General features: G+C 71.0%; 10 protein-coding genes. 6 read left to right on the top strand and 4 right to left on the bottom strand.

Annotation, left to right across the window (positions count from 1 at the left end; genetic code table 11):
* Positions 1 to 5 precede the first annotated feature (5 nt).
* A complete protein-coding gene (locus FVE25_RS31570; RefSeq protein WP_157250766.1) occupies positions 6 to 1,592 on the bottom strand; it encodes a sigma-70 family RNA polymerase sigma factor in 1,587 nt (528 codons plus the stop codon).
* A gap of 240 nt (positions 1,593 to 1,832) precedes the next feature.
* On the opposite strand from FVE25_RS31570, the gene FVE25_RS31575 reads away from it, so the two are divergent.
* The 6 genes from FVE25_RS31575 (at position 1,833) to FVE25_RS31600 (ending at position 7,225) form a co-directional block, all read left to right on the top strand.
* On the top strand, positions 1,833 to 2,894 hold the full coding sequence (locus tag FVE25_RS31575; protein ID WP_157250767.1) for an ABC transporter ATP-binding protein: 1,062 nt from the start codon (positions 1,833 to 1,835) through the stop codon (positions 2,892 to 2,894).
* A complete protein-coding gene (locus FVE25_RS31580) occupies positions 2,887 to 3,561 on the top strand; it encodes an ABC transporter permease (protein ID WP_157250768.1) in 675 nt (224 codons plus the stop codon). Before FVE25_RS31575 ends, FVE25_RS31580 begins: the two co-directional genes overlap by 8 nt.
* Positions 3,558 to 4,229, top strand: a complete 672-nt coding sequence (locus tag FVE25_RS31585) for an ABC transporter permease (RefSeq protein ID WP_157250769.1) — start codon at positions 3,558 to 3,560, stop codon at positions 4,227 to 4,229. Before FVE25_RS31580 ends, FVE25_RS31585 begins: the two co-directional genes overlap by 4 nt.
* A gap of 37 nt (positions 4,230 to 4,266) precedes the next feature.
* Positions 4,267 to 5,199: an ABC transporter substrate-binding protein gene (locus FVE25_RS31590; protein ID WP_157250770.1), complete on the top strand. Its 933-nt coding sequence runs from the start codon at positions 4,267 to 4,269 to the stop codon at positions 5,197 to 5,199.
* 2 nt (positions 5,200 to 5,201) lie between these two features.
* The gene (locus tag FVE25_RS31595; protein WP_246267716.1) at positions 5,202 to 5,678 is read left to right on the top strand and encodes a flavin reductase family protein; all 477 of its coding nucleotides are present in this window, start codon (positions 5,202 to 5,204) and stop codon (positions 5,676 to 5,678) included.
* Positions 5,679 to 5,869: 191 nt separating this feature from the next.
* Positions 5,870 to 7,225: a sensor histidine kinase gene (locus tag FVE25_RS31600; RefSeq protein WP_157250771.1), complete on the top strand. Its 1,356-nt coding sequence runs from the start codon at positions 5,870 to 5,872 to the stop codon at positions 7,223 to 7,225.
* A 32-nt stretch (positions 7,226 to 7,257) separates the two neighbouring features.
* On the opposite strand, the gene sppA is transcribed toward FVE25_RS31600, so the two are convergent.
* The 3 genes from sppA to glgB form a co-directional block, all read right to left on the bottom strand.
* A complete protein-coding gene (gene sppA, locus FVE25_RS31605) occupies positions 7,258 to 8,958 on the bottom strand; it encodes a signal peptide peptidase SppA (protein ID WP_157250772.1) in 1,701 nt (566 codons plus the stop codon).
* A 38-nt stretch (positions 8,959 to 8,996) separates the two neighbouring features.
* Positions 8,997 to 10,808 (bottom strand): S8 family peptidase, encoded by a 1,812-nt coding sequence (locus tag FVE25_RS31610; protein ID WP_157250773.1) that lies wholly within the window; start codon positions 10,806 to 10,808, stop codon positions 8,997 to 8,999.
* A gap of 174 nt (positions 10,809 to 10,982) precedes the next feature.
* Positions 10,983 to 13,142 (bottom strand): 1,4-alpha-glucan branching protein GlgB, encoded by a 2,160-nt coding sequence (gene glgB / locus FVE25_RS31615; RefSeq protein ID WP_157250774.1) that lies wholly within the window; start codon positions 13,140 to 13,142, stop codon positions 10,983 to 10,985.
* Positions 13,143 to 13,157: the final 15 nt, after the last annotated feature.

Raw genomic sequence — 13,157 nt, forward strand, 5'->3', positions numbered from 1 at the left:
AGAGGTCAGGGGGAACCGATGCCGGGGACCGCGAAGAAGACCAGCATGGCGATGAGCACGCAGATGACGAACCCGGCCAGCTCCCACACCCAGTCGCGGGGTTTGCGTTGCTTGCGCTTCCTGGGGCGCTTCTTCGTGGCGCGAGCCGTCTGCCGGGATCCTGCAGGCGTCCGCTTGGCCGGGGCCTTGAGGGCGTCTTCGGCGGGGGTTTCCGGCGCGGCGCCGGTCAGGCCGGTGGCGGAAGGGAACCGGCCGGGTGCGGAGGCGGGCAGGCCGGGTGCGGGGTGGGCATGGCCGGGTGCGGAGGGCTGGACGGGCGCGGATGCGGGGCGGGTCAGTTCGTGGTAGGCGGCGCCGGCGTCCCAGGTGTCCGGGTCTGGGTGGTCCGGTTCGGCCGGGTCGAGGTCGGGGTCGCCGGCGGCCAGGATGTCGGCGGGCATGGGCAGCCGGTAGACGGGCTCGTCGGCGGGCTTGCGGGGCGGCCTGGTGTAGGGCAGGAAGGCGGAGAAGGGCTCGTCCTGCCCGGGTCGCGCCGCGCCCGGCCCGGATGCGGGTGGCTGGTCCTGCCGGGAGCTGTGGACCAGCACGTCGCCGGGCGCGGGCAGATCGAGGGGCGGCAGCACGTCGGTGGGCGGGTCGTCCAGCACGTCGGCGGGCGTCGGGGCCGACAACATGGAGCCGCTCCTGGGCGGCAGCCCGTCCCGCACCCTGGGCCGGGGAGGCAGGCCCTCTTCCCCGACGGAGAAGTCGGCGCCCTCGGAGGCGACGGAGGACGCGGGGCCGGGGGGCGGGAACGCGGGGAAGGTGGGCAGGGCGCCGTCGCGGAGGCGGGGCATGGGGGCCGTGGTCGCGTCGTGGGGAGCCCGGCCTGACGGTGGGGTCAGGAGGTCGGTGGGGAAGATGCCGGTGGCCGTGCGAGGGTCCGTGTCGGCCAGGGGCTGCGGCCACCGGGGCGGCGCCGGCCAGAGGGGCTTGACGAACAGCGGCGCGGCGGTAGCCGTACGGGAGCCGGCGACGTGCACCCGCAGCGAGGCGGGCGGCGCGGGCCACGGGAGGCGGCACAGGATGTCGCGCAGCGGTGCGACCGCCAGGGCGCCGCAGACGTCGGCGACAGGCGCGGGCAGGCGGGAGCCCACCGAGGCCAGGGCGGTGGAGAGCGACCGGCGGAAGCAGTGGGCGGCGCTCATGGCCAGTTCTTCTGCGGTGTCCTGCGCGACTTCCAGGACCCAGGCCAGCTCGGCCCGAGTGAGGCCGCAGACCTCGACCAGCAGGAGGACCTCGCGCTGGTGGGGGCGGAGTTCGCGCAGGGCGCGCTCGACCAGCGCGGAGGCGGGGTCGGTAAGCGGGTCGACGAGCGGCGGGGAGTACACGACGTCGCGCCGCTGGATCTCGCGCCGGGCGAAGGCGTAGAGGGCGGCGCGGGGTGGCGGCTGCGCGGGCACGCTGGAGAGCACCGCGACGAGCGTGTACCCGGCGGCGCCTGGGTCGCCGAGCTGGTCCGCGCAGTACGCGAACAGCCCGGTGGCGTGACGGTCGTAGAGCTCGGCGATCAGGGTGGTGCGAGCGCGCTGATCGGTGAGCGGCTGGGTCACTGGGCCGGATCCTCTGGTGGACATGCGGGAGGGAGGACGTGTTGGCAATCATGCCAAGTTTTACCAGTGCCGCGCACTATTAGATCGGCATTTGATATGAATTCTCCCTGGTAGGTGAACCGTTTAAGCCGAGCCCGATGGGACAGAACCGGTCCCATCGCCGTAGTGTGAGGGTCGCAAGAGATCATGCGGCGGACGTGGCAGGGGGGCTGCGGTCCTGCCACGAACGGAAGGTCACGCGTGATCACGTTCGACTCAGTCACCAAGCGCTATCCAGACGGAACCGTCGCCGTGGACGACCTCAGCCTCGAGGCGCCGACGGGTCAGATCACGGTGTTCGTCGGGCCGTCGGGGTGCGGCAAGACCACCTCGCTGCGGATGATCAATCGCATGATCGACGCGACCGAGGGGCAGATCCTGCTGGACGGCACCGCCGTACAGACGATCGACCCGCCCACGTTGCGGCGCGGCATCGGGTACGTCATCCAGCAGGCCGGGCTCTTCCCGCACCGGAAGATCGTGGACAACATCGCCACGGTCCCCTTCCTGCTCGGCTGGGACAAGAACAAGGCCCGCGACCGCGCCATGGAGCTGCTGGACGTCGTGGGCCTCGATGAGTCGATGGCCCAGCGGTACCCGTTCCAGCTCTCGGGCGGGCAGCAGCAGCGCGTCGGCGTGGCCAGGGCCTTGGCCGCCGATCCGCCCGTGCTGCTCATGGACGAGCCGTTCAGCGCCGTCGACCCGATCGTGCGCACGAGCCTGCAGGACGAGCTGCTCAAGCTCCAGTCGGAGCTGAACAAGACCATCGTGTTCGTCACCCACGACATCGACGAGGCGATCAAGCTCGGCGACCGCGTCGCCGTCCTGCGGGTGGGCGGACGGCTGGCGCAGCTGGCCGATCCCAAGACGCTGCTGTCGGAGCCTGCCGACGACTTCGTCCGCGAGTTCCTGGGGCACGACCGGGGGATCCGGCGGCTGCAGTTCATCCCGGCGGCGGGGCTGCGGCTGCGCAACGACCTCACGATCCAGGAAGGCCGGCCGGTGGCCGGGTCCGAGGAGCCGTGGCTGCTGATCGTCACGCCGGACAACCGGCCCGTGGCCTGGGTCACGCCCCGGCGGCCGGAGGAGCGGGAGCCGTACGGAACCTTCGCGTACGGCACGGCCTCGATGCGCTCGGCGCTCGACGCGGCCCTGCTGTCGCCCTCCGGGTGCGCGGTGGCCGTGGACGAGGACGGGAAGGTGGTCGGCGTCGCCACGCGGGAGGCGATGGACGAGGCGCTCGCGGAGGTCGCCGATGTCTGACGGGCCCCCGACACTCTGGGAGTGGTTCGCCCGCAACTGGGACACCGGGCGCGTGGGCAGCATCAGCAACCTGCTCGGCGACCACCTGGTGATGTCGCTGGTGCCGATCGTGGTGGCGCTGGCGTTGTCGTTGCCGCTGGGGCTGGCCTGCGTGCGGTATCGGTGGCTGTATCAGCCGACGTCCGGGTTGATGAACGTCATCTACGCGCTGCCGTCCCTGCCGCTGTTCATGCTGCTGATCTCGGTGACCGGGCTGTCGCAGACCACGGTGATCATCCCGCTGACCTTCTACGCCATGGCCGTGCTGATCCCCTCGGTGGTGGACGGGCTGGCCGCCGTTCCCGATCACGTGCGGCAGTCGGCCGTCGCGATGGGATTCACGCCGGTGCGGCGGCTGGTGCAGGTCGAACTGCCCATCGCCACCCCGGTCGTGCTGGCCGGGCTGCGGGTCGTCGCCGTGTCCAGCATCTCGCTGGTCAGCGTGGGCGCGCTGATCGGCCAGGGCGGGCTCGGCATGTTGTTCACCCGGGCCTACCAGAACCCGTTCCTGCCGCCGGTCATCGTGGGCATCGTGGGCATCGTGCTGCTGGCGCTGGTCGCCGACGGGCTGCTGGTGCTGGCGCAGCGCCTGCTCACGCCGTGGGTGCGGGCGAGGAGGGCCTCGTGAACTGGCTGACGGACTTCTTCGGCGACCCGGCCAACTGGAGCGGGCCGGGCGGCATCCCGATGCGGCTGCTGGAGCATCTGGAGTACTCCCTGCTGGCCCTGGTGCTCGCGATCGTCATCGCCATCCCGCTGGGCCTGCTGATCGGGCACACCGGCCGGGGCGGCGTGGTCGTGGTGATCTCGGCCAACCTGGCCAGGGCGCTGCCGACGCTGGGCATGCTCGTGCTGTTCGTGCTGCTGCTGGGCACCGCCTCGATCCTGCCGGTGATCATCCCGCTGGTGTTGCTGGCCATCCCGCCGATCCTGGTCAACACCTTCGAAGGGGTCAGAGGCGTCGATCCCGAGCTCCGCGACGCCGCCTACGGCATGGGACTGCGCGGCGGGCAGGTGCTCGGGCGCGTGCTGGTGCCGGTGGCGCTGCCGCTGATCCTGCTGGGCCTGCGGCTGTCGGCCATCCAGGTGGTGGCCACCACGACCGTCGCCGCCTACGTCGGCCTGGGCGGCCTGGGCCGCTTCGTCATCGACGGGTTCGCCACCAAGGATTACGCGAGCGTGGTCGGTGGTTCCGTATTGATTGTGCTGTTCGCCCTAGTGGTGCAGCTGGCGTTCACCTTCATCCAGCGGGTGAGCGTCTCTCCGGGGGTTAGTCAGCGAGTTCGAGTTCGCTAGTCTCCTACCTAACCTCCCGCTAAGAAGGGAAATACTGATGAAACGCATGTTCGGCACCGCCGCGGTGCTGCTGACGGCCAGCCTGGCGCTGGCCGCTTGCGGATCCTCCGGCTCCGGAGGCAACCCGCTGAACACCGCGAGCGCGCAGCCCAGCGGTGCCGCGACCACGGGTGGCGCCGGCGGCGGCAAGGCCGTCATCGGCTCGTTCGACTTCGACGAGAGCGTGCTGCTCGGCTCCATTTACGCCCAGGCGCTGGAGGCCAAGGGCGTCCAGGTTGAGGAGAAGCCCCGCATCGGCAGCCGCGAGGTCGTCTACGACCAGGTCAAGAGCGGTGGCCTGACGATCGTGCCCGAGTACAACGGCAACCTGCTGGCCTTCATCGACCCGAAGACCACCGCCACCACCACGGCGGACGTGGACGCGGCGCTGAAGGAGAAGCTCCCCGACACCCTGGAGATCCTCACCTCCTCGCCCGCCGAGGACAAGGACAGCCTGTCGGTGAGCGAGGCGAACGCCACGAAGGACTCCCTGAAGTCCATCGAGGACCTGGCCAAGGTGTCCAAGACCTTCGTCGTGGGCGGCCCGCCGGAGTTCAAGAAGCGCTGGGAGGCCCGCTTCAAGGAGGTGTACGGCCTGGAGTTCAAGGAGTGGAAGCCCACCGGCCCCACCACCGCGGACGCCATCAAGGACGGCACCATCCAGGCCGGCAACGTCTTCACCACCGACCCGAAGATCATCGCCAACAAGCTCGTGCCGCTGGCGGACCCGAAGAACATCTTCCCCGCCCAGAACGTCACCCCGCTGCTGTTCAAGGCGGGCGCGAACGACACCATCAAGACCACCCTCGACGCCGTCTCCGCCAAGCTCACCACGCAGTCGCTGGTGGAGATGATGACGAAGATCTCGGTCAACAAGGATGAGCCCGCGGTCGTGGCCAAGGAGTGGCTGACCGCCAACGGGCTCGGCTGAGGTTGAGCGAGTTCACCGAGGCGATGGCCCAACTGGCCGCCGGCGTCGCGGTCGTCACCGTGCGTGACGACCGCGACGACCTCGGGGCCACGGTGTCCGCGCTGATGTCCGTCTCGGCGCACCCCCCGCAGATCCTCGTCTCCCTGGCCAGCCGCGGCTACCTGGCCGAGGTGCTGCTGCGCCAGGACCTCTGGGCCGCCTCCCTGCTCTCCGCCGGCCAGTCCGCCGTCGCCAGCCGCTTCGCCGCCGCCGGGCGGCCCTCGGCCCGCCACCTGGTGGCCGGCGTGCCCCACCACCGCGGGCCGCGCACCTCGGCGCTGATCGTGGGCGGGGGAGTGGCGGCGCTGGAGCTGGAGACCGCCCAGGTGGTGCCGGCGGGAGACCACACGTTGTTCGTGGCGAGCGTGCTGGCCGTGGATTACGTCACGGCCGCCCTCGATCCTCTGGTACGGCTGCGCGGGCGCTACCGGCCGGTCTGAGTTTTCACTCTGGTCACAGGAATTTCAAGAATGGCCGTTCCCAAGAGGTTTTACCCGCGTGCGGATTGCACGCTTCCGTGGGGCCTTTGATGCTCCGCCGTACCCGCTGACCTGCCTAAACGACGAAATATCCGGAAGTTTTACCCCGTGTCGGGCGTTCCATTCGTGTACGCCACGAAGGGGGAAAACGCGTGAGCCTACGCGCGCGCAGTTGCGTCCTCGCAGGGCTGGTTTCCGCATTTCTCGGACTGGTGCTGTGTGTCGGTCTGGCTGCCCAGGGATATCGCACCGACCTCGAAGGACTCAACGCACAACTGGCCACCGCCTCCCGCCGCATGGCCCTGCTGGCCGTCGAGGGAGTCCTGCCCAACCCGATTCCCAAGGTGAACGGCCAGTGCGTCCAGATCGTCGCCGACGACGGGCGGGTCCTCGCGTCCACCCCCGACCTGGCCGGGCAAGGCCCCATCACCCGGCAGCGGCCACCGGCGGGCGACGTCCGATGGGACGGCGTCGTCCGGCACGACGGTCAGGAGCTTCTCACCGTGGGCTTCACGTTCACCGACATCAAGGGCACGTCGGCCACCGTCTACGTGGCCACGCCCAAACCCGGGTTCTTCCACGACGTGCCCGGCCTGCTCGCGCTGAGCGCCGCCGCGCTGGTGGGCGTCGCCGCCGTGCTGATCCTCACCTGGGTCCTGGTGTCGCGGGCGCTCAAGCCGGTCGAGGCGATCAGAGCCGAGCTCAGCGAGATCACCGCCACCGACCCGCACCGCCGGGTCCCGGAAACCGGCCGGCAGGACGAGATCGCCGCCCTGGTGACCACGGTGAACCAGACGCTCGACCGCCTGGACGGCGCCCTCAGCCAGCAGCGCAGCTTCGTCGCCGACGCCTCCCACGAACTGCGCAACCCCATCACGGGCCTGCGCGCCGAGGTGGACCTGGCGCTGATGGAGACCGACGGCGCCGCCCACGCCGCGCTCGAAGCCGTGGACCGTGCCGCCGACCGGCTGCAACTCCTGGTCGAGGACCTGCTGGCCGTCGCCAGGCTCGACGCCGGCATGGAACCCCGCCCGGAGCCCGTTGACCTGGCCGCGCTGGTCACCGACGAACTCACCCGCCGCCACCCGGCCAAGACCGTGCTGACCGAGCTGGCCGCCGGCGTCGTCGTGGAAGGCGACCGGCTGCAGCTCGCCCGCGTCCTGGTCAACCTGCTGGACAACGCGCTCAGGCATGCCGACAGCGCTGTCAGCGTGCGGGTCGGGGCCGACGGCGAGCAGGCCGTGCTGGCGGTCACCGACGACGGCGCCGGCCTGGCCCCCGAGGACAGAGAGCGGGTCTTCCAGCGCTTCACCCGCCTCGCCGAAGGCCGGGTCAGAGACCCGGGCGGCAGCGGCCTCGGGCTGCCGATCGCCCGCGAGATCGCCCGGCGGCACGGCGGCACGCTCCTGGTCGAGGACCGTGCCACCTTCGTCCTCCGGCTGCCGCTCATGACCCGCTCGGCGATGACCGCGAGCCGGCACGAGGTGCAACCCCGCCTGACCGCCTGACGCCGCCTCCAGTGAAGGCGGCCCGCCGTACGTCAGCGGATCTGATACCAGGCGGGCAGTGCCAGCGGCCCCTGGAGCGGGAGGCCGAGCTCGGCGGACAGCCGGGCCAGCGGGCCCCAGGCTTCCAGGCGTACCCTGGCCAGCGCCGCCGCCCGATCTTCGCTGGAGTCGGGCCCGCGCAGGCGCTCCAGCGGGTTGAGCCGCGGGTAGGTGCGCACGGGCGCGTCGGCGGCCAGCCCGGCGCGCCTGCGGGCCAGCGTCAGCGCGTCCTCCAGCCCGCCGAGCTCGTCGACCAGCCCGCTCTCGCGGGCGTCGGCGCCGGTCCAGACGCGGCCGCGGGCGAGCTCGTGGGCCCGTTCGCGGGTGAGGTTGCGCCCTTCGGCGACCTTGCCCACGAAGTCATCGTAGATCCGGTCCAGCCAGGCGTTGACCCGGTCCCACTGGCCCGGGGAGAAGGCGCGGCTGGTCGAGAACATCCCGGCGTTGGCTCCCTCGGCGATCTGCTCGGAGGTGACCCCGATCTTCTCCAGCAGTTCCGCCAGCACGGGCTTGCCGCCGAAGACGCCGATCGAGCCCGTCAGCGTCCCGGGCTGGGCGACGATGACGTCGGCGCCCATCGCGACGAAGTAGCCGCCGGACGCGGCCACGTCCCCCATCGAGACGATCACCGGCTTGGTCTTGCGGGTCAGCGCGACCTCGCGCCAGATCGTGTCGGAGGCCACGTAGGAGCCGCCGGGGCTGTCCACGCGGAACACCACGGCCTTGACGTGCTCGTCCCTGCGCGCCGCGCGCAGGGACGCGGCGATCGTGTCCGAGCCCATGGCGCCGCCGCCACCGCCGAGCGGGCTGCGTCCGCTGCGGCCCATCCTGATGGGCCCGCTGCCGTGCACGAGCGCGACCGTGTCGGCCCCGGGCTGCGGCAGCTTCCGTACGGCCGACGTCCTGGCATACCGGGAGACGAACAACAGGATCGACTCGCCACCGGCGGCCTTCTTGACCTCGTCGTAGACCTCGTCGCGGTAGGCGAGCCGGTCCACGAGCCCGGCCTCGACCGCTTCGGCCCCGATGAACGGCCCCCGGTCGAGCAGCTCGCGCACCTTCTCGGTGTCGAGCCGCCGCCCGTCGGCGATGCCGGCGACGACCTGCTCGACGACCGACTCGGCGATGCGGGTGAGCGACTCGCGGTGCGGCTCGGTCATGTGGTCCTGGGTGAACATGTTGGCCGCGGTCTTGTACTCGTGCCGCTGCCCGCCTTCGTAGGCGATGCCCGCCTTGCCCAGGGCGTTCTTGATGAAGCGCTGCTCCAGGGCGATTCCGGTGAGCCCGACGTCGCCGCTGGGCTGCAGGTAGACCCGCTCGAAGGCGGAGGCGAGGTAGTAGGGGACGGTGCCGTTGCCGAACTCGCCGAACGTCTCGGAGAAGGCGACGGTCAGCTTCCCGGAGGTGCGGAAGTGGATGACGGCCTGGCGCAGCTCCTGCACCATGCCGAGCCCGAGCGGCTGGCCGCCGATCTTGACGACGAGCGCCTTGACCCGGGAGTCCTGCCTGGCGCGCTTGAGCCCGGCCAGGATGTCGGCCAGGCGAGGCTTGCGCATGGACAGCACGGCCGAGAGCGGATCCGCCGGCGGGCCCTCGGTGAGCCCTTCGGTGAGGTCCAGTTCCAGCACCAGCGGGGCGGTGCGGCGCTGGCGAAGCTTGTCAACGGTCTCGAAGATAGCCTTGCCTGGGTCCATAAATCACACCCTAAGTGACATATCGCTTCCCAGTGCGGTCACTTCTTGACACGCAGCCGCGCTTTCTCCGCCGCCAGTGTCACCGCCAGCGTCCGCGAGCCGTTCGCCCAGTTCAGCCAGGCGCGCAGCAGCGCGGAGTCCTTCTTGGCCCGTGCGCTCGAGGTGTCCCTGAGCACCCGGTAGGCGGTGCCCAGCGTCGAGGCCCTGGTCACCTCGGGGAAGACCTTGCTGGCCTTGCCGACCATCTGCAGGTAGCAGATGAGCGTGGCGTCGGGCATCGTGCCGCTGCCCCGGTGAATCTCCACCGCCCACTGCTTGGCGGACAGCTTGGCGCCTGCCGTACCACGCTTGCAGACGGGGGCGGGCACCTTGGCCGTGACCGTCACCGTCACGGTGACCGTCGGCAGCGGGCGCGGCGTCGGGTTGGGCTGCTCGGGCTGCGGCGCCGGGGTGGGACCGCTCGGACCCGGGTCGGGACCGCCGCCCTCGCCGTCGTCACCGCCGTCGCCGGGATCGGGGTCGCCGCCGCCCGGGTTCTGCTCGATCGGGCCGCCGGGCGCCGCGCCGGTCAGCGCCCCGAGCAGGTCGAGGCGGGGCGTGGTGATCCCGTCGTAGGAGTAGGGGCGGCCGGAGGTCCTGAGCTTCTCGATCAGCTCGGGCATCGGCGTCTGCGGCGACTGCGCCTTCAGTACGGCCAGCGCCCCGGCGACATGCGGCGCGGCCATGGAGGTCCCGGAGTGCGTGGCCGTCTGGTCGTCCGGCACCGAGGACTCGATGTCCACCCCCGGCGCGAACAGGTCCACCATCGAGCCCCGGTTGGAGAAGTCCGCGATGCGATCGCCGTCGTCGTTGGCGCCGACGGCCACCGTCGTGCTGACGCAGGCCGGGTAGGAGGCGCCGTCATAGGACTCGTTGCCCGCGGCCACCACGGTCGCCACGCCCTTGGCCAGCAGCGCGTCCACCCTGGGCTTGAAGGCGAGACCTTCCTCGCTGTCGTCGCAGGCGCTGACGTTCGGCCAGCCGCCGAGGCTCAGGTTGACGGCGGCGATGGAGTGGGCGGAGGTCAGGTTCGCGACGTGCTCCATGGCCAGCAGGAGCGACGACTCGTAGGCCAGCAGGCAGGACGAGGTGATGTCGCCGCACGTCTCGGGGTCGTTGACCCGGCTGAACACCTGCACCGCGATGATCCCGGCGCCCGGCGCCACGCCGCCGCTGCCCGCGGCGATGCCGGCCACGTGGGTACCGTGGTCGCAGAGGTTGACGCCGTCCGCCAGGCACTTGGGGCCCTCGGCGTCGGCGCTGCCGGTGCCGATCTGGGCGGGCTGGCCGTTGGGGCAGAGCGACTCCACCCCGGCGTCCACGGCGGAGAAGCAGGCTTCGGCCACGACCCGGTTCTGCAGGAACGGGTGGTCGATGTCGACGCCGGTGTCCAGAACGGCGACCGCCTGACCCTTGCCGGTGAAGCCCTGGGCGTGGGCCTGGTCGGCGCCGATCTGCTTGAGGCTGGAGGCCAGCGTGGGCGGGTAGGCGCGGTCACGGCGCACGGAGGTGACCCGCGGGTCGGCCGCCAGCTCGGCCAGTTCCTCCGGAGTGCCGTTGACGACGACGAACGGCTGGGTCGTCGGCTGAAGCATCACCTGCATGTCCTGCGCGACGGCGGCCCCGGCGATGGGGGCGTTCTGGGCCGGGTCGGCGAGTTCGACGATGGCGCGCACGGCGCCGGCGCCCGCGGATAACCCCTCTTCGAGCTTGTCCACGGCCGGTGGGTCGTCGGCGAAGGCGGGGGTGGCCGGGAGCATGGCGGCGATCGCGGCCGCGGCCGCGGCCGCGATCAGTCGTCGAAGTCGCACTCGTCCTCCGAGAGGGATGATCTCGGAGCGGATTTTATGGTGATTTGCCGCTCAAGCACAGAGGCTGACGCAATCTGAGGCCCCCTAGCCTGGCAGGGGGCTGAGGGGGCCTCAGATTGCTGGGGGGAAGCGTAAGGATCATCGCCTCACGAGGGCAATGCCCGGATGATCCATTTAAGCCTCGCTTGAACTTCTCTTAAGGAGCCACACCGCGCCCAGCGGCGGCACCCGCAACACCGCCGAGAACGGCAGCCCGTGCCACGACTCCTCCGTCGCCTCCACCTCGCCCAGGTTGCCGACGCCGCTGCCCGCGTAGTCGTAGGCGTCGGTGTTGACGATCTCCTCCCATGCCCCGCCGTACGGCAGGCCGAGCTGGTACTCCTCGTGCGGCGCCCCGCTGAAGTTGACCACGCACGCCAGCGCCGACCCGTCGGCCGCGTAGCGCACGAACGAGAACGTGTTGCCCGGGGCGTCGTCGGCGTCGATCCACCGGAAGCCCTCGGGCGTGCAGTCCTGCTCCCACAGCGCCGGAGTCTCCCGGTAGACGCGGTTCAGATCGCGCACCAGCCGCTGCACGCCCTGGTGCCCGTCGAACTCCAGCACCCACCAGTCGAGCCCGCGCTCCTCCGACCACTCCGAGCCCTGCCCGAACTCCCCGCCCATGAACAGCAGTTGCTTGCCCGGATGCGCCCACATGAACGCCAGCAGTGCCCGCAACTGCGCGAAGCGCTGCCATTCGTCGCCCGGCATCTTGCCCAGCAGCGACCCCTTGCCGTGCACGACCTCGTCATGGGACAGCGGCAGCACGAAGTTCTCGCTGTAGGCGTACATGAGGGAGAAGGTCATCTGATGGTGGTGGTACTGCCGGAAAATCGGCTCATGCCGGAGATAGGCGAGGGTGTCGTGCATCCAGCCCATGTTCCACTTGAAGCCGAACCCCAGCCCGCCCAGGTGCACCGGCCGCGAGACCCCCGGCCAGGCGGTCGACTCCTCGGCCACCGTGGAGATGCCCGGCGCCTCCCGGTAGGCGACCGCGTTCATCTCCTTCAGGAACTCCACCGCGTCGAGGTTCTCCCGCCCGCCGTACACGTTGGGCGTCCACTCGCCCTCGCGCCGGGAGTAGTCCAGGTAGAGCATCGAGGCCACCGCGTCCACGCGCAGGCCGTCGATGTGGAACTCCTTGAGCCAGTAGGTCGCGTTGGCCACCAGGAAGTTGCGCACCTCCGAGCGGCCGAAGTCGAAGACGTAGGTGCCCCAGTCGGGATGCTCGCCACGGGCCGGGTCGGCGTGCTCGTAGAGCGGGGTGCCGTCGAAGCGGGCCAGCGCCCAGTCGTCCATCGGGAAGTGCGCCGGCACCCAGTCCAGCAGCACCCCGATGCCCGCCTGGTGCAGCCGGTCCACGAGATGCCGGAAGTCGTCCGGCCGCCCGAACCGCGCCGTCGGCGCGTAGTAGGAGGTCACCTGGTAGCCCCAGGAACCGCCGAAGGGATGCTCGGCCACCGGCATGAACTCCACGTGGGTGAAGCCCATCTCGCTGACATAGTCCGTGAGCTGCTCGGCCAGCTCCCGATACCCCAGCCCCGGCCGCCACGAGCCCAGATGCACCTCGTAGATGCTCATCGGCCGCTGCTGCGCCGGTGACTCCCGCCGGGCCGCCAGCCAGTCGTCGTCGCCCCAGGTGTAGGCCGACTGCTCCACCACCGAGGCGGTCTGCGGCGGCGTCTCGGTGCGCCTGGCCATCGGATCCGCCTTGTCGCGCCACACCCCGTCGGCGCCCAGGATCTGGAACTTGTACCGTTCACCCGCGCCGACTCCCGGAATGAACAACTCCCAGACCCCGGACCGCCCCAGCGAGCGCATCGGATAGGCGGCGCCGTCCCAGTGGTTGAAGTCGCCGGCCACCCGGATGCCCCGCGCGTTGGGCGCCCAGACGGCGAACGCGGTCCCCTCGACGTCCTCGTGGGTCAGCACCCGCGCGCCGAGCGCCTCCCACAGCCGCTCGTGGCGGCCCTCGCCGATCAGGTGCAGGTCGATCTCGCCCAGCGTCGGCCAGTGCCGGTACGGGTCCTTCACCTCGTACGGCACGGCCCCGCCGTACCGGATGCGCAGGGTGTACGAGGGCACCTTGTCCAGCCCGGGGAGCACGACCTCGAACACCCCGTGCGCCACGTGCGCCATGGCGTGGGCGGAGCCGTCGTCGAGGACCACCTCCACCCGCTCGGCCAGGGGCCGCAACGTGCGGAAGGCGACGCCACCACCTCCGGGATGCGCGCCCAGAATCGAATGCGGATCGTGGTGTGCCCCACCCGCGAGGCGGTCGAGCTCTGTCCTCATCGGCATGCTCCCCAC

The organism is Nonomuraea typhae, assembly GCF_009760925.1.
Lineage (GTDB): Bacteria > Actinomycetota > Actinomycetes > Streptosporangiales > Streptosporangiaceae > Nonomuraea > Nonomuraea typhae.

Coding starts and splice junctions, on each gene's coding strand:
- FVE25_RS31580 (WP_157250768.1), top strand. CDS start 2,887: ATGTCTGACGGGCCCCCGACACTCTGGGAGTGGTTCGCCCGCAACTGG.
- glgB (WP_157250774.1), bottom strand. CDS start 13,142: ATGAGGACAGAGCTCGACCGCCTCGCGGGTGGGGCACACCACGATCCG.
- FVE25_RS31590 (WP_157250770.1), top strand. CDS start 4,267: ATGAAACGCATGTTCGGCACCGCCGCGGTGCTGCTGACGGCCAGCCTG.
- sppA (WP_157250772.1), bottom strand. CDS start 8,958: ATGGACCCAGGCAAGGCTATCTTCGAGACCGTTGACAAGCTTCGCCAG.